This window comes from Exiguobacterium sp. UBA3968 (assembly GCF_002385115.1).
In the GTDB taxonomy this organism is placed as follows: Bacteria; Bacillota; Bacilli; order Exiguobacteriales; family Exiguobacteriaceae; genus Exiguobacterium_A.
In genome coordinates this window covers 420,904-442,382 of the sequence record NZ_DGCW01000005.1, presented here as the reverse complement: position 1 = coordinate 442,382, position 21,479 = coordinate 420,904, and the positions used below count along the sequence as shown (strand labels likewise).

The following is a 21,479-nucleotide window of genomic DNA, read 5'->3' as shown; positions in this document are numbered from 1 at the left end:
AGCTATTTTTTTAAGAGACCGTGACATGACCAGATTGCAGTTGATACATCTTCTTATACAGTCCATCTTGCGCGATCAATTCTTGATGGTTACCTTGCTCGATCACTTCCCCTTGATGCAATACAAGAATCAAATCAGCATCTTGAATCGTTGATAATCGGTGGGCAATGGCAATCGTCGTCCGACCCTCGCGCATCCGTTCGAGCGCCACTTGGACTTTTTCTTCCGTTTCCGTATCAATCGAACTTGTCGCTTCATCGAGAATCAGGATTTTCGGATCCCGTGCCATTGTGCGTGCGAAGGAAATCAACTGACGTTCTCCAGCGGAGAATGTCGCACCCCGCTCGGCGACGGGACTGTCATATTGCTGATCGAGTTGATTGATGAATCCGTCGGCTTGAACGAACTGCGCGGCCGCTTCAACACGATCAAAGGAAATCGAACTGTCGAACAATCGAATGTTATCCGCGACCGTACCCGTAAACAAAAATGAATCCTGCAGGACGAGTCCGACATGCTTCCGAAGTTCTTCCTCCGATAACTGCTCGAGCGGTTGACCATCGATCAAAATCCGACCCGATTGGTAAGCGTAAAATCGCATCAGGATGTTGATGATCGAACTTTTTCCGCTTCCCGTATGACCAACGAGGGCAATCGTCTGTCCTTTTTTCGCCTCGAATGAAATTCCTTTCAAAACATCTTTCTCTCCATCATAACTAAAGCGAACATCTTCAAAGACGATATGCCCTTCCGACACACGTGCATCCCCTTCGAGCTGTTTCGTTGGTTCCGGTTCATCCGTATCGAGCACCTTGAATACACGGTCTGCCGAGACGACAGCTTGTTGGAACTCAGACAATTGTTGCATGATTTGCTGAACCGGTTGGAAAATTCGCTCCATGTAACTGATGAAAGCGTAAACGACACCGACTTGGACTGTTTGCGAGAATGATAAGACACCAAAGTACGTCACAAGTGTCGCAATCGAAATCGCCAGTAACAATTCGATGATGGGTCGTAGTAACCAGCTATCAAGCTTTAAGTTCTTGTAACGACCGTTTTGATGAGCGACGTTCGTCTCTTCGAATTCTGCCATTAGACGCTTTTCTTGGCGGAACTGCTGGATGATCGCCATCCCGTTGATCGATTCATTCAGTTGGGCATTGATTTTCGACAGTAAATCGCGGACTTCAGCGTAATACTTCGTCGAATACTTCCGGTAAATCCAAATGATGAAATAAAACAGTGGTAACAACAATAACGCAATCGTCGCGAGTCGCGGTTCTAACAGATAGAGGAAGATATATGTCCCAATCAACTGGACACCGCTTTGCACGAATGTCGATAAGACACCGATGTAAAGTTCTTTAATCGCTTCCGTATCGTTCGTGATCCGGGATACGAGTACCCCAGCAGGCGTTCGATCAAAATAAGCGAGTCGTAAGTGCATGACGTGTCGGAAGACATCGATACGCAAGCGTTGAATGACTTGTAAGGCAATCTTTTGGAACTCAAATGCTTGCAAGTAATCGACGATGATCCCTGTTGTATGCAATAACAAGTACGCCGTAAACAAAAGTGCAACTTCCTTTACCGGATACGTACCCGGTGCGACATATTCATCGATAAAAATCTTGACGAGATACGGTCCCCCGAGTTTTGCCGCTGTCGTAATGAACAGCAGGATGAAAGCGATGCTGACTTGCTTTTTGAACGGTTTGACGAAATCAAGCAATCGTTTCAGGACGGCTTTTTCATTGATATCATGATTCATTCAGAACGCCCTCCTTGTTCAACAAGTGATTCTAGTTGCTGGCGATCGTACGTCTCTTTATACCAACCGTCATGAGCGAGTAATTGCTCATGTGTTCCTCGCTCGATGATCCGACCGTCTTCAAGGACGATGATCTCATCGGTATGCGACACAGCCGATAATCGGTGGGCAACGATGATTTGCGCTTGATCGTGATCCGCCGTACGGAAGTGGTGGATGATCGCTTCTTCGGTTTTCGCATCGACCGCAGACAAGGCATCATCTAGTACTAAAATCGGACAGTCTGCTAGTAACGCCCGGGCAATCGAGATCCGTTGTTTTTGACCACCAGATAACGTGACACCTCGTTCCCCAACCATCGTCGCGTATCCTTCCTTAAAGCCGAGAATGTCCTCATGGACTGCTGCGATACGCGCCACTTCCATGATGTCTTCCATTGATGCATCTGGTTTTGCAAAGGCGATATTATCAGCAATCGAAGCAGAGAACAGGAAATGATCCTGCGGAACGATCGCTACTTGACGACGGACGGTGTCTCGTGTCAATTGTTTGATATCTCGTCCGCCAATCGTGATGGCGCCTTGTTTAACGTCATATTCACGCGATAACAAACGAACGAATGTCGATTTCCCAGCACCCGTCTTTCCGACGATCCCAAGCGATTTCCCAGGCTTCAACGTCACATCGATCTCTTGAAGGACCGGTTGCGTGTCATAGATGAATCGTTTAATCCCGACATGAAGTTCTGGTGACGAGACACTCGTTGCTGCTTCCTTCGCATCTTTAATTTCTGGTTCGATCGCAAGCATCCGTTCGATCCGGTCATAGGAAGCACGACCCCGTTCAACGATGTTGAACAACCAACCGAAGGCGAGCATTGGCCACGTCAATAAACCAAGATATGTAGTGAAGGAAACGATATCCCCAATCCGGATTTCGCCTTGTCGTAACAAGTAGGCGCCATAGCCGACCGCGATGATATACGATAGACCGACTAATCCAAAAATCGTCGGATCAAACAGTGCATCAATTTTCGCCACACGACGATTCTTTTGAACAACGTCATCAGACAGATCGGTAAACGTCTGCACGTCGGATTCGACTTCCCCTGTTGCTTTTAAGACACGGACACCACTGATGCTCTCCGCGACCTTATCGTTCAAATCAGAGAACGCTTCTTGCGCGTCATGAAAACGGGAATGTAACATCTTACCGTAGCGTGACGTCAAATAGACCATCAGTGGCATTGGCAAAAGTGACACGAGCGTTAATTTCCAACTGATCGTCGTGACCATTGTGATGATGACAAAGCTCCCCATTGTCACCGAGTCGACGAGCGTTAGAATGCCGGCCCCCGCTGTCATCGAAACAGCTTGTACGTCGTTTGTCGCATGTGCCATCAAATCTCCGCTGCGATATTTCTTATAGAACGATTGATCCAAATCTGAAAAATGACCATACAGTTGACTGCGTAACAATCGCCCGAGGCGAATCGATGCACCGAAAATGTGAAAACGCCAAAAATAACGAATGAAATACGTCGCGACCCCGATGAGTAACAATGTACCAGCTAGACGAATCAAATCATTCTTCGTCAAGCTTCCTTCACTCAGACCATTGACTGTCGTTCCGATGACCTTCGGTGGAATAAGTTCTAACCCTGCCACAAAAATCAAACAGATGACCCCAAGACTATACGCTTTCCATTCTCGTCGGAAAAACCAACCGAGTTTCCTGAAGACTCCCATTCAAGTCTCCCCCCCTTTTTTAAATCCTATGATTATTTGAAATAGTCTCACATTTTAGATTAGTTCTCTTTCTAAAAAATAGCAAATAAAAAGGAGACCATTTGGTCCCCTTTCGTACAGCTTATTTTTTAGGTGATTTCATTGAACCACTCATTGAACGCATCACTTGGTTGACTTTCTTTTGTGATGGCTTTTGACCCATTTGCATCATCAATGTCTTAATCATATCTTCGTTGATTGGTGGGTTTTGCTCCAAGTAGTTCATCATGTATCGACGAGCGATATAGAAACCAAGGGCGACACCTGCTACCAAGCAAAGAAGGGCAATTAAAATCCAAATCCATGTAGCCAAGTTGCTTCCTCCTCTAACTTAAAACGTCGCTTTTTACTATACTATAATTCCAATTGTTTGCATAGATGATAATAGATGAAAAACGAGTCCGACGTAAGATCGGACCCGTTTTTCCGGAAATGATTATCCGAGTTGCTTGACAGTCGCTAAAACGTTCTCAACAGACATGCCGTATTCTTTCAAGAGGAAGTCTCCAGGAGCAGATGCGCCGAAACGATCGATTCCGATGACTTGTCCTTCTGTTCCTACATATTTGTACCAACCGAGTGAAGCCCCTGCTTCGATTGCTACACGTTTCGTGATGTGTTTTGGAAGAACCGATTCTTTATACTCTGCTGATTGTGCTTCGAATACTTCCCATGATGGAAGTGAAACGACAGCTGCTGATTCACCAAGTTCTTTTTGTGCTTCGACAAGAAGGTGAACTTCTGAACCAGTACCGAGCAAGAGTGTATCAGCTTTCGTAACGTCACCAGCGATGACATAACCACCTTTTTCAGCACCCTCTGTCGTCGTACCTTCAAGTTCAGGAAGACCTTGACGTGTCAAGACGAGGAGTGTCGGTTTATCTTTTGCTTGAACTGCTGTTTTCCATGCTGCGATCGTCTCTTTTCCGTCTGCCGGACGGTAGATCGTGACGTTCGGCATTGCACGGAAGCTCATCAAGTGTTCGACTGGCTCGTGTGTTGGACCATCTTCACCGACAGCGATCGAGTCGTGCGTCAAGACGAAGATTGATGGAAGTCCCATTAATGCAGCAAGACGAACCGCCGGACGGAGGTAATCCGAGAAGACAAAGAATGTCGCGCCGTAAGGAATGACGCCGCCGTGAAGTGCCATACCGTTGACAGCTGCTGCCATTGCGAATTCACGTACCCCGAACCAAATGTTGCGACCGCTTGGATCGATATCGAAGTCTGCTTCGCCTTTAAGCATCGTGTTGTTTGATCCTGCAAGGTCAGCTGAACCACCGAACAATGTCGGAACGTTCTTCGCGAGACCATTCAAGACTTCACCGCTTGTTTGACGCGTTGCTTTTTTCGACGACAAGTCGTATGTCGGAAGGTCTGCTTCCCAGTTGCTTGGCAATTCGTTTGCGATTGCGCGAACGAGTTCAGCATGCAATTCTGGGTGTGCTGCTTCGTATTGTTTCATTGTCTCGTTCCATGCGTCTTCTGCAGAAGCACCACGTTGGACGACCCGCTCGTCAAACAATGATTTGACTTCTTCAGGAACGTAGAACTCTTCGTGATCCCAAATGTAGCTTGCTTTCGTCAATTTGATTTCTGCTTCACCAAGTGGTGCACCGTGAGAAGCCGACTTCCCTGATTTGTTCGGTGAACCGAAACCGATGACTGTTTTGACTTCAATCAATGTCGGTTTTGTCGTCTCTGCTTGTGCCGCCGCGATTGCTTTCGAAATCGAATCGATATCCGTTCCGTCTTCTACGCGAATGACTTGCCAGTTGTACGCTTCGAAGCGTTTCTGGACGTTTTCAGAGAATGATTTATCGAGATCGCCATCAAGTGAAATATCGTTTGAATCGTACAATACGACCAATTTACCAAGACCAAGGTGACCTGCGAGTGAAGCCGCTTCAGCTGAGACACCTTCCATCAAGTCTCCATCTCCACAAATTCCGTATGTGAAGTGATCGACGACGTTGAGATCGTCACGGTTGTATTTTGCTTCAAGATGACGTTCTGCCATCGCCATACCAACTGCCATCGCGATCCCTTGACCAAGTGGACCCGTTGTTGCATCTACACCAGCCGTGTGACGGTATTCCGGATGACCCGGTGTTTTTGATCCCCATTGACGGAATGATTTAAGATCATCCATCGATAGATCGTATCCCGATAGGTGGAGGAGTGAGTAGAGAAGCATCGAACCGTGTCCGGCTGAAAGTACAAAACGGTCGCGGTTGAACCATTCTGGATTTTTAGGGTTGTGGTTCATATGATCCGCCCAAAGCGAGAATGCCATCGGCGCTGCTCCCATTGGCATACCTGGGTGACCCGAGTTCGCCTTTTGTACGGCATCAATCGATAAGGTACGAATCGTATTAATTGCTAATTGTTCTACTGTCGTCATGTTCGTCAAAACAATCATCCTCTCTCTTTTTCACAAATTCCTACTCATTTTAGCATACTCTTAAATGTGATACAACTTTTCTAAATAGTATGTCACATTAAAATGAATGCGCTATCTATAGCCGTTCTATCGACTCATACAGGATGCATGAATCCATGAAAGATCGCTATTAAGATGTATTGCTATCGTACAATGTTTCCTCATCTACTCACTCTAAACAAAAAAGATACTCGCTTTAAACAAAAAAGAGGTCCGCTTGACGCGAGACCTCTTTTTTCTATAAAAGAAACGAACGATTATTGTTTATTCCGTTCTTCTTCTTGTGCTTGTTTCAATTTCTCAGGTGTTACGTCCGTTCCCTCTTCATCGACGATTTTCATACCCATGAGTTGGTTTTTGAACGATCCACGGAATGCTGCGAGATACGCTGCACGTAATTCTTTTTGCTCTGCCGTTTCCGCTTCCGATAACGGCTCAACTTTTGATTTATTCGCTAATGCATTAATTCGATCTAATTGTTCTTGTGATAACATGGAATCCCTCTTTCTTTATGACTCAAACTTGAGTAGTTCAATTGTATTCTTACTGTAAAAGAGCTTATAAAAAAAAGCAAGTTAACCGCGTCAGTCGACGGGTTACTTGCTTCTCATTCCGGGCTAGGTGTCAGTTCGCGGTATTCAAGATATCGACGATTGACCGTTGCTTTTGAAATATCATGCCCCATCCCCCGCAAGGTGATGGCGATATCAGAAAACGTCAATCCGAGTTCTCGAAGACGTACAATTTCTTCGATCGGTACGTCTTTTCGACTACGTCCTGCGTTCTCTCCTTGGCGATTGAGATTTCGTTCCGGGCGAAAACCTTGTTCGACTGCTCGTCGCATGCCACGGGCGATTTTTGCATTATGCAGTTTCCGTTGGTATTCTTCCACGAGTGAGACGATCTCAAGGACCATCGCTTCTGCATCCGCAAGTTGATATTCTCCATCTGAATCAAGCGTCATCAAGCGGACCCCATGTTTTTTGAATGTATGCAAAATAGCGATTTTTGCATTCCCTCGACCAATCCGTGTATCATCCGTCACGAGGACCGCATCTACCGTATCGCGTGTCACATAATCAAGAACTGTTAGCATCCCTTCCCGATCAACATCATATCCACTCTCTTTTTCAGAGACGATATCTACGACATCAAACCCCTTTTGAGACGCAACCTTCGAAAGCTCCATCCGTTGGCGTTCAATCGAACTATCTTGTGCTTCTTTTTCGGTCGATACTCGACAATAAATCACGACCTTCATCGTACCTCACATCCCTGTTCGTTCTTTCACAACTTTTCCATTTTGTCATTGTTGTGCGATTGGTACAACGATTTTGCTTTTTGAGATGACATGTTTTGTCTCAACATCATTATTTTTGATCAACCAGTTGACGTATTCCTCATCTGACATCGAACCGTCATTGTAGACTTCAGCAATTTGTTCGACTGTAGCGTTCTCATCGACCGTAACGGAAGCCGTCATCAATTGTGCTACCTTTTCATCTGGGCGTGGTGTGAGTAAAAAGATCACGAAGGCAATACTTAATGCATAGAAGAGAATAGAAAAAGCATGAGTACGAATCGTATGAATCATCATGAATCCCTCCAAATATGAAATGAATGAGTTAGAATAAACGTTCGCGGAACAATTGTTCGCATAATTCATAATAAACACAGAACCCGTGTTCGGTCAACACAAAATGTCGAACAATTGTTTGTACGCTCATTTGTTCTATGTTATAGTGAATTTAGAAACATATATTCTTACATTTCAAACTTCAATCCAGAAAGAGGTGGCAATTCGTATGCGGAAAATGTCTAAGCGCCAACAAGAGATTCTCGACTACATCGTCTCTGAAGTGAAACTGAAGGGGTATCCACCATCAGTTCGTGAAATCGGAGAAGCAGTCGGACTCGCGTCTAGCTCGACGGTACACGGTCATTTGGATCGACTCGAGAAACGGGGAATGATTCGCCGTGACCCGACGAAACCACGTGCGATTGAGATATTGCTTGATAAGCCTGAAGAAATCACGGAAGCCATCGTTCATGTTCCCGTCATCGGGAAAGTCACAGCTGGTCTTCCGATTACAGCGATTGAAAACATCGAAGAACAGTTCCCGCTCCCTGCACATTATGTAGGAAACGAAACGGTCTTCATGTTGACGATCGATGGTGAATCAATGATTAACGCAGGTATTCTTGACGGCGATCGTGTCATCGTACGCCAACAAAACACAGCAGAAAACGGAGAAATCGTCGTAGCTATGACCGAAGATAGCGAAGCGACGGTGAAACGGTTCTTCTTAGAAGATCAACAGGTACGTCTACAACCAGAAAATGACTCGATGGATCCGATGTATTTCGATAATGTCTCCATTCTTGGTAAGGTAATCGGCGTGTATCGGACGATTCATTGACGGAGGGACCAGTTACGACTGGTCTTTTTTCATGCCTTCAGGAAATGTACATGATACCGTCAATACCGTCGCACTGACGGGTTACGTTGCGTATTCGGTCGCAACGCAACAAACGGATTGGTTACCGACTGCCATCGGTATCGCTGTCGGTACGCTTTGGTTGTCACCTGACCTCGATTTAAAGTCAGAACCGTATTATCGCTTTGGACCATTTCGAGTCCTGTGGATGCCTTATGTGAAGATCATGCCCCACCGCTCGATCTGGTCACATGGATTGATCATTGGGGATGTCATCCGACTCCTTTATAGTGCTGCACTTGTGATTCCCTTATTATTTCTCAGCTTGTATTTTCAAGTCATCGCGTCAGAGACCATTGATTCCTGGTTCGCTTCCCTACCCGCTTTTGTCATTGGTATCATGGTGGCGAGTACAATTCATATCCTACTAGATTATTCCAGTAGTTGGTTTCGACCTAAAAAAAGAAAAAAGCGTCGTCGTTAACACCTCTTTTGCTTGCTTGCAGGCAAGACGAGGTGTTTTCTTATCCAATTTTTCGTATCTTTAAACATTAAAATAAAAAATTTCCATTCCTATATTTCAATTATATGTATTGAAAACGTTATCAAATCGGAGTAATTTAAAGTAGAAAGACCATTATTTGCTTTAATCCAAAGGGAGGGTTTTTGCATGAATAACTTTGTATTGGAAATGATCGGTACGATGATCCTCATTCTGCTCGGGGATGGTGTCGTCGCCGGTGTCGTCTTGAGAAAGACGAAGTCCGAAAACAGCGGATGGATTGTCATCACGTTCGCTTGGGGTCTTGCCGTCATGACAGGAGCATTCGTCGCTGCTGAGAGTGGAGCGCACTTGAACCCCGCTTTAACAATTGCACTTGCTTTAAACTCTGATTTACCGTGGGCAGACGTTCCTGTCTATATTGCCGGACAACTTGTCGGAGCTTTCATCGGCGCCATTCTCGTTTGGCTTCATTACATGAAACATTTTGAAGCGACTGATGATCAAGCTGCAAAACTCGGTGTGTTCGCAACAGGTCCAGCGATTCGCCATACGCCGTCGAACTTGATTTCTGAAATCATCGGGACATTCGTTCTCGTCTTCGGTATCTTGGCGCTCGGTTTAACGACATTCGGTGACGGCTTAAAACCACTTATCGTTGGTTTACTCGTCGTCGTCATCGGTCTATCACTTGGTGGTACAACAGGATATGCCATCAACCCGGCCCGTGACCTTGGACCGCGTATCGCACATGCTATCTTACCGATTCCGAATAAAGGGTCATCTGACTGGGGCTACTCATGGATTCCAGTTGTTGGTCCAATCATCGGCGGAGCGCTTGCCGTGTTCATCTATCAATTGATCTACTAAGATCACGTTTCACAAACACATACCGCTCAAGGGGGATTTCGAAATGGAAAACAAGTATATCCTAGCACTCGACCAAGGTACGACAAGCTCACGTGCGATCATCTTCGATCACGACGGGAAAATCGTCAACTCGGCACAACGGGAATTCAAGCAATACTTCCCGCAACCAGGCTGGGTCGAGCACGATGCAAACGAAATCTGGGGTTCGATTCTTGCTGTTATGGCTGAAGCACTCGGAACAGCAGATATCAAACCTGAGCAAATCGCCGGAATCGGAATCACGAACCAACGTGAAACGACAGTGGTCTGGAACAAAGAAACAGGTAAACCGGTTTATCACGCGCTCGTTTGGCAATCACGTCAAACGTCTGGTATCTGTGACGATTTAAAAGAACAGGGCTTGAATCAGAAGTTCCGCGATAAAACAGGACTTTTGATTGATGCCTACTTCTCTGGTACGAAAGTCAAATGGATCCTCGACAATGTCGAAGGTGCACGTGAGCAAGCAGAGAACGGTGAATTACTCTTCGGTACGATCGATACGTGGCTCGTTTGGAAATTGTCTGGTGGAAAAACGCATATCACGGATTACACGAACGCTTCACGGACATTGATGTACAACATCTATGAGCAAAAATGGGATGAAGAGTTGCTCGATATCCTCGGTGTTCCTGCATCGATGTTGCCAGAAGTACGTCAATCGAGTGAAGTCTACGACAAGACGGTACCGTATCACTTCTTCGGTTACGAAGTGCCAATCGCCGGGATCGCTGGTGACCAACAAGCTGCACTCTTTGGTCAAACGTGTTTTGAAGAAGGTGAAGGAAAGAACACATACGGAACAGGTTGTTTCATGCTCATGAACACAGGTGAGAAAGCCGTTTCTTCTGACCACGGACTCTTGACGACAATTGCTTGGGGCGTTGATGGAAAAGTCGAATATGCGCTCGAAGGCTCTATCTTCGTCGCCGGTTCTGCAATCCAGTGGCTCCGCGATGGACTCCGTATGTTGAAACACGCGAAAGATTCAGAAGGCTATGCAACGAAAGTCGATTCAACAGACGGTGTTTACGTCGTTCCTGCTTTTGTCGGTCTTGGTGCACCGTATTGGGATTCAGATGTTCGTGGGGCGATCTTCGGATTAACACGCGGAACAGATAAAGAGCACTTCGTTCGGGCAACGCTTGAATCACTCGCTTATCAAACACGCGACGTGTTGACAGCGATGGAACAAGATTCTGGAATCGAACTGAAAACACTTCGTGTCGACGGTGGTGCTGTAGCCAATAACTTCTTGATGCAGTTCCAATCGGACATCCTCGGCGTTCCTGTCGATCGTCCAGAAATCAACGAAACGACAGCACTCGGTGCAGCATATCTTGCTGGATTAGCCGTCGGTTACTGGAAAGATAAAGCGGAAATCAAACAACAATGGAAGCTCGATCATCAGTTTAAACCAGAGATGAAAGAAGACGATCGTGAACAACGCTATGCTGGATGGCAAAAAGCAGTGGAAGCGACAATGGTCTTTAAACCATCGAAATAAGTTAATTAATAACCCGATCCCTTTTACAGAGGGACCGGGTTTTTGATATCTTATAGAAAATATAGCGTGAGGTGCCTCATGAATACCATTTATTCTGATCAACAGCTAAAAGAATACATTCAGTTCGCGCTTGATGGCAACATCACGCATGAAGAACTGGCAGATTGGTGTTACCGGTATATGATCAATGTCTACCATAATGATTATTATCATCTTGCAACTGACGGACGTGGAACTTATCCATTAAGTGAACAAGCGACTGAAGTAGCAAACGATATCGATGCACAATGGGATCTCTATCTTTATAACACGTATTCTTTGGATGCATTACAAACACTTGATTTAGCTACAGTTTGCTTACCTAGAGAGTGGTTAGAAGAGTGGCTCCGGTCGTTTTGATTCATGAGAGTCTCTACTAAGTTTTAATATGAATAGAAGTAATTGAAATAAATCCCCCTCGCCTATTCGCAATGGGGGATTTATTACTTATTTGCCAAACTCATTTTTTAATCCGTCTTCAATCTCATCGACGGATTTCGACTGTCCACTTAAAACAGCTGCTAGAAAAGCACCTTCGACGAGTGGTGCGTCGATAAAACGTACCGTCCGTTCGCCACTGTATAATTCAAGTGCTAGTTCCGTGTTCATCGTCGCAGAACCAATATCCGTTAAGACGACTCCATCGTCGTCCAGTGTATTCAGTGTTTCTTCGATTCGTGTTGCGTCCGTTCCAATGCTACCATCTTCAAGACCGGCTGCTACTAAGACTGGCGTATCCGGTGCCATCTCTGCCAACAGTTCTTTCAGTCCAGCCGCGAGTTTTTCACTATGAGAAACAAGTACAAGATTAACCATGAAGCACCTCCGCAATTTCGCTGAGTAGCAAAGCACTCGATAAACTACCTGGGTCCTGTACGCCTTCTGTCGCTTCACCGAAGTAGGACGCGCGACCTTTCGTTGCGATACGCGCTTTCGTATCAGCAAGTGCTTGATCGATTGCCGCTTTCAAGTCCCCTTCTTGCGAGAGCGCTTCTTGGAACGGTGTCCAGATATCGACCATCGTCTTTTGACCGAATTCCGATTTCCCACGCGATTTGATCCCTTCCGTCGCTTCGCGGAAAGCGTCTGCAAGATCCGCACCTTCGACTTCTGTTTTCCCTTTGAATGCACCGGCGAACTTAACGAATGCTGTCCCGTATAAAGGACCGGATGCCCCACCAATCGTTTTGATCAGCGTCATTCCGACTTCTTTGGATAAAGCTCCTAAATCCTCATATTCGCCGTGTTCTTCTAGCGTCTTCTGGACTGCTTGGAAGCCACGCGACATGTTAATTCCATGATCTCCATCACCAATTTCCCGGTCAAGGTCCGTCAATTCATCCTTATGCTGTTCGATCTGTTCCGCTGCTTTGAGGAGCGCGCTTTGCAACTGTTCCGTCGTCAACTTCATGTTTTTACACCCCGTTTATTTGAATTAGAATCCAATCGCTTTCGTTTCTGCATCGAGATATCCGAGCAGTTCATCATCCACTGGTAAGAGCGTGATTGAGAACCCGTGCATCTCAAGCGATGTCATATAGTTTCCAACGAATGAGCGGGCAATCTTGTAACCATGCGCCTCAAGTTCTTCCGCGACATATTTATACGTGATGTACAGTTCGGATTCTGGTGTTCCACCCATCCCATTCACCATGACGGCGACTTTTTTGTCTGGTACTTCTTTCGTCAAACGATCGAGCAACTCTTTGACGATCGCATCAACGGAAGCGACTGCTTTTCGTTCAAGTCCTTTTTCACCGTGGATCCCGATTCCGATCTCCATCTCGTCATCATGCAACTCAAAGCCTGGCTTGCCGCTCTCCGGCATGTAACATGGTGAGAGTGCCATTCCAATCGAACGAACGCCCTTGATGACTTTTTCCGCAACTGCTTTGACTTCACTTAGTGATTTTCCTTCTGCCGCTGCAGCACCGGCAATCTTATGGACGAAGACAGTTCCTGCGACCCCACGACGATCCTCTTCCTTTTTGATCGCGATGTCATCATTAACGACGACCGTATCAACTTCAATATCCTCGAGTTCAGCAAGTTCCTTCGCCATATCGAAGTTCATGACGTCACCTGAATAGTTCTTGACGACGAGTAGGACACCTTTTCCCCCATGAGCTGCCTTGATGCCTTCAAGCACCATGTCGGGTGTCGGTGAAGTGAACACTTCCCCACAAACAGCCGCAGCAAGCATACCGTCCCCGACGAATCCAGCGTGTGCCGGTTCGTGACCGCTTCCCCCACCAGAGACAAGACCGACTTTTCCGTCCAGTGGTACTTTCCGCGCAACGACGTTAACACCTTCGACTTTTTTATACAAATCAGGGTGAGCAAGTACGAGTCCGTCGACCATGTCTGAAACGAATCGGTTTGAATCTTTCATTAATTTGTGCATGAAAAACGCTCCTTTACCTAACTGATTTTGCCGTACCACTTACTCTTTACCACCAAATCAAGTCGAGTATGTCGAAAAAAATGATGAAAATATTGACCAGTTGGTGACGATATACCGCACGAATGCTATGCTCTTAAAAAAGAGGAGGAATTGAATGTCATCAGCCTTTCAAGCAGGTGTCCGCGCCTGTCTACCCACCGTCCTTGGCTATATCGGCATCGGCTTTTCCGCAGGGATCGTCGGTCGTGCCTCCGGCTTATCCCCTCTTGAAGTCGGATTCATGTCCGTCTTCATCTATGCCGGCGCCGCTCAATTCATCATCACGAGTCTCTTGCTGTTGAATAGTCCCGCCTCTGCCATCATTCTGACGACATTCATCGTCAATCTCAGGCACTTGTTAATGAGTCTGACGCTCGCTCCGCACGTCGAGACACGCCACCTTCGTGATCGACTCGGTACCGGGACGTTACTGACAGATGAATCGTTCGCTGTCGCAATGAATACTGCGCAAAAAGGGAAGATCTCACCGTCCTTCATGCATGGCTTAAATCTGACCGCGTATCTTAGCTGGATTATCGCAACCGTTCTCGGTGCACTTGTCGGTAGCTGGTTTCCTGATCCCGAGCGCTTCGGTCTCGACTTTGCTCTGACGGCGATGTTCATCGGTTTATTGTACTTACAATTTGAAGGAGAACGTACCCGCATTGCCGTGAATAGTTGCCTCTTATTGATCGTCTTACTTTTGCTTTACATCACCATGCGCTACTTTTCTGCGGAAGTCGCCGTTCTTTGCGCGACACTCGGTGGCGCTAGTATAGGAGTCGTGATCACACGATGGAAATCCGCCCAGAATTAATCGGTCTCTTTTTAGCTTGTGGACTCGTCACTTGGATTCCACGTATCTTACCGTTTCTCGTCCTTCATGGACTGACGTTACCGCGCCTTGTAACGGAATGGCTCTCGTTCATTCCCGTCTGTCTGCTTGGCGCCCTCTTCTTTCAAAATTTACTTATCGCGCAAGACAACGCGTTCCCGACGATTTCGACGCTTCATGTCTTCGCCGCCCTACCGACGATGGCAGTCGCGATTTTCAGTAAAAGTCTTTCTTGGACGGTCATCACCGGTGTCGTCACGATGGCGTTTCTACGGATTTATCTGTAAGCAAGTTATTCATCTTTAACATATTCCGGTAAATATTTTGTGTTATCCTTAAAATGGAAATACATAGATAGTGAAGGTGGTGCTGATGTGCCGAACAAGTGGCTAATACCCTTTTTAATTTTATCGTGCGCTAGTTTTCTACTTGTGAATCAAATGGATTTACCTTACATGCTAAAACAAGGACTGGTCGTGTTGTACGTCATCGCCTATTTCGGTGCGATGGTTGTTTCTCGCAAAATGAAAGTCAGAGATCACAAACAATGACTCGAAAAAATCTCCTCTAGTCTTGAGAGACCGGAGGAGATTTTTGTGATCACGTATTTGCTTGTACGTCCTGATAATCCGATTGATGTTCGAACTCTTTTTTCGCAAACGGACATAACGGCAGTAGCTTGACGTTTGCTTCCCGTGCCCAGTTGACGATCTCGGCAACGAGTTGTTCCCCAATCTGTTGGTTCCGGTGCGCGGGATCAACATACGTGTGATCGATGATCCACATGCCGTTGTTCGTATCGCTGTAAGTGATTTCTCCAATCACTTCACCTTCCTGATGGGCTTCGATTTTACGTTCCGCTCGTTTCAGCTCCATTTGCTTCCCTCCGTTCGTAAGATAAGGCGCCGCTTGGACAACCATCGACGACGCGCATGACGTCTTCCACCGGCGCCCCGTCCGCTTCAATCCACGGACGCCGTTTGACATCAAAGACGGTCGGTAGACTTCGTACACAATGACCGGAATGAATGCAGACTTCCGAATCAAAATAGACCGTGATCTCTTTGCCTTCATATCCTTTTTTCATAATGTATCGTCTCCCTTTCTTTGTACTCTTGTATCTTTCCATATCCTTGACTCAATTCCTGTCGACGACATGGAAAAAGCACTTCCAGACAAAAGTCCAGAAGTGCTTGAGTTGGATTAGAACAAGACCATGTACTGATCGCGTTCCCATTCCGTGACTTGCGTCCGGAACATATCCCATTCGATTTCTTTCAATTCAACGAAGTGCTCTGCGATGTGATCGCCGAGAGCGTGCATGACGACGTCATCCGCTTTCAAGACTTCGAGTGCGTGGCTGAGTGTTGATGGAAGATCATCGATTCCGTTCGCAACGCGTTCCGGTTTGTCCATGACGTAGATGTTACGGTCGATTGGAGCCGGTGCTTTCAAGTTGTTCTTGATTCCGTCGAGACCTGAAGCGAGCAATGTCGCAAGCGCGAGGTACGGATTCGCTGCTGGATCGACTGAACGAACTTCGATACGAGTCGAGAGTCCACGTGCTGCAGGAACACGGACGAGTGGTGAACGGTTACGGGCTGACCATGCGACGTAGCAAGGCGCTTCGTAGCCAGGAACAAGACGTTTGTATGAGTTGACTGTCGGGTTACAAACCGCTGTGAAGGCACGTGCGTGTTTGAGGATACCTGCTGTGAAGGCACGTGCATCATCCGACAATTGCATTTCTTCGTTGCCTTCATCGAAGAAGACGTTCTCGTTGCCTTTGAAAAGCGACATGTTCGCGTGCATTCCTGATCCGTTGACTCCGAAGAGTGGTTTTGGCATGAATGTCGCGTGCAAGTTGTGCTTCGCCGCGATCGTCTTGACAACAAGTTTGAACGTTTGGATGTTATCCGCTGTCGTGATCGCATCCGCATATTTGAAGTCGATTTCGTGCTGACCTGGAGCGACTTCGTGGTGTGATGCTTCGATTTCAAAGCCCATGTTCTCGAGCTCGATGACGATTTCTTTACGGCAATTTTCACCAAGATCGACTGGTGCGAGGTCGAAGTATCCACCTTGGTCGTTCAATTCAAGTGTCGGACGACCTTTTTCATCTTTCTTGAAGAGGAAGAATTCTGGCTCTGGTCCAACGTTGAATGATGTGAAACCGAGTTCTTCCATCTCTTTAAGTACCCGTTTGAGCTGACCACGTGGGTCTCCTGCGAACGGCGAGCCATCCGGATTATGGATGTCACAGATTAAACGTGCAACTTTCCCTGTTCCATCTTCTGTCCATGGGAAGACGACCCATGTGTTTAAGTCTGGGAAGAGATACATATCTGATTCTTCGATCCGGACGAATCCTTCGATCGATGAACCATCGAACATCATTTTGTTATCAAGTGCTTTTTCCAATTGGCTTACTGGAATTTCAACGTTCTTGATCGTTCCGAGGATATCTGTGAACTGTAAGCGAATGAAGCGTACATCCTCAGCTTTAGCGATTTTCAAAATATCTTCTCGTGTAATGTTGCGACGTGTCATGTGACAAATCCCCTCTCCGATTCGTTTTTATATGGTTACAGGTCCTTACTTGAAGAAACGCCCGAGCTCACCTTGGATGAGCGACGTCTTTCCATGTCGTCCTGCTTCCTTCAATTCATTTTTCAGGAGTTTATACAATTCGCCGTCAGATAGTTCCGGGCGCGTCTCGACGACGCTCTCCGCAACGCGTTCGCGTTTGACGAGATCGTTTTCAAAAATCAATTTGATCCCTGCGATATTCAGTCCCTGATCCAGGTATTCCTTAATCGACAACAGGCGATCGACATCGTTGAACGAATAGAGGCGACGCTTCGTCTCTGTCCGCTCCGGCTTAATCAGTCCCTGTTCTTCGTAATATCGGATCTGGCGGGCAGATAACGCGGTCAACTCTTGAACGACTCCGATGGGAAATAGTGGCTTGGACTGGCGTGATGAGTCTGCCATGTGGTTCCTCCTTTTTCCTTACTCCATGAGAATAAACCTCTGTCAGGCAACTTGTCAAGCGATGTAAGAAAAGTTAACACAACTTTTTTAATCACTTTACTCGAAGTCGTTCAGAGGTCGTTTTCACGAGATATGCTAGTATTAAACGTTTTTTTCTGGAATTAATTGTTTTTCCATCAAGTGATTGACGGCTGAGATAATCGCGATCTTGACGTGGCTATACGTTAAACCACCTTGGACGTATGCAGTATAGGGTGCACGGATCGGACCATCCGCTGACAACTCGATCGATGAGCCTTGTACGAACGTTCCTGCTGCCATGATGACATCGTCCGCATATCCCGGCATATAATCCGGAATTGGTAACGCATGTGCATTGACGGGTGAAGCAGCTTGGATCGCCTGACAGAAAGCAATCATCGGCTCCGGCGCATGGAACGAGACCGATTGAATCAAATCCGTCCGTTCTGCCGTATGGTGCGGTGCCGTGTCAAAGCCGAACTGACCGAGCATGCTTGACGTGAACATCGCACCCATCAACGCTTGGCTAACCGTATGTGGTGCCATATAGAAACCTTGATACATATCCGGAAGTGCGGATAACGATGGACCGGCTTCGGCGCCAATCCCTGGCGTCGTCATCCGGAACGATGCCCGTTCGATCAAGTCCGTTCGACCGACGAGATAACCGCCAGTCTTCGCAAGACCACCACCCGGATTCTTAATCAACGACCCTGCCATCAAGTCTGCCCCGACGTGCGTCGGTTCGATCGTCTCGACGAATTCACCATAGCAGTTATCGACGAAAATCAAGACATGGGGATGAGCGTCTTTGATGGCGGCGATCGCTTCACCGATTTCATTAACCGGTAGACTGCGGCGCGTCGCATACCCTTTTGAACGCTGAATCCCGACGACCTTCGTCTGCGGTGTGATCCGTTCGAGAACGGCCGGTACGTCGATCGTCTCGGCGTTTTTCATCTCGACGACATCATAGTGGACGCCCAGTTCCTTTAATGAACCGCGTCCATCACCACGAATTCCGACGATCTCTTCGAGCGTGTCGTATGGTTTTCCTGTGATATAGAGCAGTTCATCGCCCGGCAACAATAAACCGAACAATGCGATACCGATTGCGTGGGTGCCGCTGATGATTTGTGGACGACAAAGACCGGCTTCCGCACCGAAGACGTCGGCATAGATGCGTTCGAGCGTATCGCGTCCTTCATCGTTGTAGCCGTAACCTGTTGACGGCATGAAATGAAAATCACTGACCTTGTGACGCCGAAACGCATCGAGGACACGGAATTGATTGTATTCCGCGACCTCTTGCGCCTTCTTGACGTACGGAGCGATCTGTTCCTCCGCCCGGTCAATGAGCGGACGAAGCGTTTCGTAATGGGTTAATTCTGAAAACATGTTTACACCTCGTATTGTTTCAATGTCGCATATAGACGCGTATCTTTACGCAAGTAACCTTTAAGAATGACAGAACCATCTTCTTCGAACGATTCCTTCAAGTTCATCATGACTTCCTTTGCCGGATTGTAATGAGCAAAACCATCAACCGGGATGCGGATCTCGAGATACTCGAGGATCTCACTGATTGACCGTTCGATTTCTTCAATCAAACGCTCGATGTCCTGTGGATCAAGTGCAGAGATCAACAGTTTCCCGCCTGTAAACAAACGGTTCAGCTGGTCCTTCTTGTTGTAGACTTCTAGCTGCGGGATGTCACCGGCACCGAGTTCATCGAGAACATCGTTCGTCGTCTGCATCTGGTTCAAGTAATGCTCACTCGACGCATCGACGACGTGGAGGATCAAGTCCGCTTCTAGCACTTCCTCGAGTGTCGAACGGAACGCTGCGATCAACTTTGTCGGCAGATCTTGAATGAAACCGACCGTATCCGTCAGGAGGATTTGCCCACCTTCTGGCAAATCGACTTGACGTGTCAACGGATCGAGCGTCGCGAACAACTCATCCTTTTCGTATGTGTCGGCTTGAGTCAATCGGTTGAAGATCGTTGATTTGCCGGCATTCGTATAACCAACGAGTGCGATTTGGAACGTCTGATTCTCTTTGCGACGTTCCCGGTAACGGGCACGATGCGCGACGGATGTCTCGAGTTGTTTCGAAATCTCATCGACGCGGCGCCGGATATGACGACGATCCGTCTCGAGTTTCGACTCACCTGGTCCACGTGTTCCAATTCCGCCACCAAGACGTGACAGTTGTGTTCCCTGCCCAGCAAGACGTGGCAACAGATAACTCATCTGTGCCAGTTCGACCTGCAATTTCCCTTCGCGTGATTGGGCACGTCCAGCGAAGATATCGAGAATCAACTGCGTCCGGTCGATCAACTTGATCGCTTCCGGGTCTGATAAGGCAATCCGGATATTTTTCATTTGACCGGGCGTGACTTCAGCATTGAATATGATTAAATCAGGTTCAAGTTCGTCTGCTAACGCAACGAGTTCCTCAACCTTTCCTTTTCCGATGAACGTACGGCGGTCAATTGCTTGTCGTTTTTGATCCAAACGACCGACGACGACACCATGCGCAGTCGTTACGAGTGCTTCGAGCTCCGCGACCGATTCTTCATAGACATGATCCGGGACACCGGGGAGCTGGCAACCAACGACGATGACGCGTTCTGACATAATATCATTCCTTTCACGAGTAAAGACGTACTGCGCCCCTTATCATACCACAGCCACCGGTTCGTCTGAACTTTTTTGGACAGGAAACATCCGTTCGGTTTATGATGGAAGAAACACCATTACGAAAGGGAGGAAAACGATGGCACGCGAACAGTCGTATACGCTTCCAGAGTTCATTGAACGCTACCTGTTTTATCTAACGACAAGTGGACGGCAACTTTCGACCGTCCGGCGCTATCGCTATGATTTAATCGAAGTCCATCGCTATATGACGGATGTCGACCAACCACTCGAGACGATCGATGATTTCAAGGCGATTTCGATCGAGACGTGGAAGACATTCATCAACGAGTACTTGATTGAAGAAAAACTCTACCAGCAAGCGACGGTCGCCCGAATTGTCACTGTTATCAATCAAGTCAATTACCAGATCCGACAAACGAAGGCGAAGCTGATTGAATACGCACAACCGACGCACGAACTAACGGCAAAACATGTCGCTTCTTTTAAGGAATACGAGCAATTGGTGCGGACGAATCAATCTGATCGTGGATTGACGGAACATCAATTGAAGGCACGTCCGTTTTTAATCGATCGAAACGAACTGATCCTTCGATTGTTTTATCGCTACGGTCTACGTGTTCATCACATCATTGGTTTGAAGATGCATGACCTCAATTTCGCCCAGCAAGAGATGACCGTCCACGACCGACTCGGTAATCGTTACCTGCTTCACCTCGAGCGGGAGGATCAAGACATCATGTTGCGTTACTTGAAGACGATCCCGGAACCGGTCCGTCCCCGTTACCACAGCACCGACCCCTTTTTCGTCGCCTTCGACTTCGCCCGGATGACGTTCCGCTGGGTTTACAGTAAGAATGCACCGAAGCAACTATCGATCGTCATGATCACGAAGATGATGCGTCAGTTGAATGAACGGTCGGATAATAAACGGGTCTTGACACCGTCGATGTTACGCAACAGCTTCATCCTGAAAACATATCAGAACGAGATGACGAAGGAAGAACGCCTGCAGAAGACGTGTCTTTATAAGGATGTCTCACTCCGACGTTATGAAGAGGCGGTTGATGAACTGACACCGTTACTGTAATGACACATTTACGCTGAAAGTGAAGTAGTTG

24 protein-coding genes are annotated in these 21,479 nt (G+C 47.1%); 8 read left to right on the top strand and 16 right to left on the bottom strand.

The window, feature by feature from the left end:
• Window positions 1–10 precede the first annotated feature (10 nt).
• The 7 genes from B3S86_RS03895 to yneA all read right to left on the bottom strand — a co-directional run bounded on the left by B3S86_RS03895 (window position 11) and on the right by yneA (window position 7,601).
• The gene (locus tag B3S86_RS03895; RefSeq protein WP_035408695.1) at window positions 11–1,774 is read right to left on the bottom strand and encodes an ABC transporter ATP-binding protein; all 1,764 of its coding nucleotides are present in this window, start codon (window positions 1,772–1,774) and stop codon (window positions 11–13) included.
• Window positions 1,771–3,522, bottom strand: coding sequence for an ABC transporter transmembrane domain-containing protein (locus B3S86_RS03890; RefSeq protein WP_035408699.1), 1,752 nt, complete (start codon window positions 3,520–3,522; stop codon window positions 1,771–1,773). The genes B3S86_RS03895 and B3S86_RS03890 overlap by 4 nt, the downstream gene beginning before the upstream one ends.
• 121 nt (window positions 3,523–3,643) lie before the next feature.
• Window positions 3,644–3,874, bottom strand: a complete 231-nt coding sequence (locus B3S86_RS03885; RefSeq protein ID WP_012370001.1) for a YneF family protein — start codon at window positions 3,872–3,874, stop codon at window positions 3,644–3,646.
• A 123-nt stretch (window positions 3,875–3,997) separates the two neighbouring features.
• Window positions 3,998–5,986 carry a transketolase gene (tkt, locus tag B3S86_RS03880; protein WP_214855376.1) on the bottom strand — a complete coding sequence of 663 codons (1,989 nt, stop codon included), beginning with the start codon at window positions 5,984–5,986 and terminating at the stop codon, window positions 3,998–4,000.
• A gap of 278 nt (window positions 5,987–6,264) precedes the next feature.
• Complete coding sequence (locus B3S86_RS03875; RefSeq protein ID WP_035398122.1) at window positions 6,265–6,501, bottom strand: DUF896 domain-containing protein; 237 nt, start codon at window positions 6,499–6,501, stop codon at window positions 6,265–6,267.
• Between the two features lie 113 nt (window positions 6,502–6,614).
• On the bottom strand, window positions 6,615–7,268 hold the full coding sequence (locus tag B3S86_RS03870) for a YneB family resolvase-like protein (RefSeq protein ID WP_035408704.1): 654 nt from the start codon (window positions 7,266–7,268) through the stop codon (window positions 6,615–6,617).
• Window positions 7,269–7,313: 45 nt separating this feature from the next.
• Window positions 7,314–7,601, bottom strand: coding sequence for a cell division suppressor protein YneA (yneA, locus tag B3S86_RS03865; protein WP_023467771.1), 288 nt, complete (start codon window positions 7,599–7,601; stop codon window positions 7,314–7,316).
• 211 nt (window positions 7,602–7,812) lie between these two features.
• Between yneA and lexA the strand changes: the two genes are divergently transcribed.
• From lexA to B3S86_RS03840, 5 genes are all read left to right on the top strand, one after another.
• Window positions 7,813–8,427 carry a transcriptional repressor LexA gene (lexA, locus tag B3S86_RS03860; RefSeq protein ID WP_023467770.1) on the top strand — a complete coding sequence of 205 codons (615 nt, stop codon included), beginning with the start codon at window positions 7,813–7,815 and terminating at the stop codon, window positions 8,425–8,427.
• A gap of 31 nt (window positions 8,428–8,458) precedes the next feature.
• Window positions 8,459–8,929 carry a metal-binding protein gene (locus tag B3S86_RS03855; protein WP_035408706.1) on the top strand — a complete coding sequence of 157 codons (471 nt, stop codon included), beginning with the start codon at window positions 8,459–8,461 and terminating at the stop codon, window positions 8,927–8,929.
• 186 nt (window positions 8,930–9,115) lie between these two features.
• On the top strand, window positions 9,116–9,817 hold the full coding sequence (locus B3S86_RS03850; protein WP_035408708.1) for an MIP/aquaporin family protein: 702 nt from the start codon (window positions 9,116–9,118) through the stop codon (window positions 9,815–9,817).
• Between the two features lie 43 nt (window positions 9,818–9,860).
• Complete coding sequence (gene glpK / locus B3S86_RS03845) at window positions 9,861–11,363, top strand: glycerol kinase GlpK (RefSeq protein WP_035408709.1); 1,503 nt, start codon at window positions 9,861–9,863, stop codon at window positions 11,361–11,363.
• Between the two features lie 78 nt (window positions 11,364–11,441).
• A complete protein-coding gene (locus B3S86_RS03840) occupies window positions 11,442–11,762 on the top strand; it encodes a hypothetical protein (protein WP_290749282.1) in 321 nt (106 codons plus the stop codon).
• A gap of 87 nt (window positions 11,763–11,849) precedes the next feature.
• Here the strand turns inward: B3S86_RS03840 and dhaM are convergent, their stop codons facing one another.
• Genes dhaM through dhaK form a run of 3 tightly spaced genes read right to left on the bottom strand, consistent with a single transcriptional unit; the run spans window position 11,850 to window position 13,806 of the window.
• Window positions 11,850–12,218: a dihydroxyacetone kinase phosphoryl donor subunit DhaM gene (gene dhaM / locus B3S86_RS03835; protein ID WP_035408716.1), complete on the bottom strand. Its 369-nt coding sequence runs from the start codon at window positions 12,216–12,218 to the stop codon at window positions 11,850–11,852.
• Window positions 12,211–12,813 carry a dihydroxyacetone kinase subunit DhaL gene (dhaL, locus tag B3S86_RS03830; protein WP_290749278.1) on the bottom strand — a complete coding sequence of 201 codons (603 nt, stop codon included), beginning with the start codon at window positions 12,811–12,813 and terminating at the stop codon, window positions 12,211–12,213. Before dhaL ends, dhaM begins: the two co-directional genes overlap by 8 nt.
• Before the next feature lie 24 nt (window positions 12,814–12,837).
• On the bottom strand, window positions 12,838–13,806 hold the full coding sequence (dhaK, locus tag B3S86_RS03825) for a dihydroxyacetone kinase subunit DhaK (RefSeq protein WP_290749275.1): 969 nt from the start codon (window positions 13,804–13,806) through the stop codon (window positions 12,838–12,840).
• A 154-nt stretch (window positions 13,807–13,960) separates the two neighbouring features.
• Between dhaK and B3S86_RS03820 the strand changes: the two genes are divergently transcribed.
• Both B3S86_RS03820 and B3S86_RS03815 read left to right on the top strand, forming a co-directional pair.
• On the top strand, window positions 13,961–14,662 hold the full coding sequence (locus tag B3S86_RS03820; protein WP_035408725.1) for an AzlC family ABC transporter permease: 702 nt from the start codon (window positions 13,961–13,963) through the stop codon (window positions 14,660–14,662).
• Entirely contained in the window at window positions 14,641–14,967 is a 327-nt protein-coding gene (locus tag B3S86_RS03815) for an AzlD domain-containing protein (protein WP_035408727.1), read from the top strand. The genes B3S86_RS03820 and B3S86_RS03815 overlap by 22 nt, the downstream gene beginning before the upstream one ends.
• Before the next feature lie 313 nt (window positions 14,968–15,280).
• Here the strand turns inward: B3S86_RS03815 and B3S86_RS03810 are convergent, their stop codons facing one another.
• The 6 genes from B3S86_RS03810 to hflX form a co-directional block, all read right to left on the bottom strand.
• Entirely contained in the window at window positions 15,281–15,556 is a 276-nt protein-coding gene (locus tag B3S86_RS03810; protein WP_035398130.1) for a GNAT family N-acetyltransferase, read from the bottom strand.
• Window positions 15,531–15,767 (bottom strand): (4Fe-4S)-binding protein, encoded by a 237-nt coding sequence (locus B3S86_RS03805; RefSeq protein ID WP_050678346.1) that lies wholly within the window; start codon window positions 15,765–15,767, stop codon window positions 15,531–15,533. The genes B3S86_RS03810 and B3S86_RS03805 overlap by 26 nt, the downstream gene beginning before the upstream one ends.
• A gap of 116 nt (window positions 15,768–15,883) precedes the next feature.
• Complete coding sequence (glnA, locus tag B3S86_RS03800; protein WP_056060529.1) at window positions 15,884–17,230, bottom strand: type I glutamate--ammonia ligase; 1,347 nt, start codon at window positions 17,228–17,230, stop codon at window positions 15,884–15,886.
• A gap of 45 nt (window positions 17,231–17,275) precedes the next feature.
• The gene (locus B3S86_RS03795) at window positions 17,276–17,674 is read right to left on the bottom strand and encodes a MerR family transcriptional regulator (protein WP_023467758.1); all 399 of its coding nucleotides are present in this window, start codon (window positions 17,672–17,674) and stop codon (window positions 17,276–17,278) included.
• A gap of 141 nt (window positions 17,675–17,815) precedes the next feature.
• The gene (locus B3S86_RS03790; RefSeq protein WP_035408732.1) at window positions 17,816–19,093 is read right to left on the bottom strand and encodes an aminotransferase class I/II-fold pyridoxal phosphate-dependent enzyme; all 1,278 of its coding nucleotides are present in this window, start codon (window positions 19,091–19,093) and stop codon (window positions 17,816–17,818) included.
• A 2-nt stretch (window positions 19,094–19,095) separates the two neighbouring features.
• On the bottom strand, window positions 19,096–20,337 hold the full coding sequence (gene hflX / locus B3S86_RS03785; protein ID WP_034785946.1) for a GTPase HflX: 1,242 nt from the start codon (window positions 20,335–20,337) through the stop codon (window positions 19,096–19,098).
• A 139-nt stretch (window positions 20,338–20,476) separates the two neighbouring features.
• On the opposite strand from hflX, the gene B3S86_RS03780 reads away from it, so the two are divergent.
• A complete protein-coding gene (locus B3S86_RS03780; protein ID WP_290749263.1) occupies window positions 20,477–21,448 on the top strand; it encodes a tyrosine-type recombinase/integrase in 972 nt (323 codons plus the stop codon).
• The last annotated feature ends 31 nt before the right edge of the window (window positions 21,449–21,479 follow it).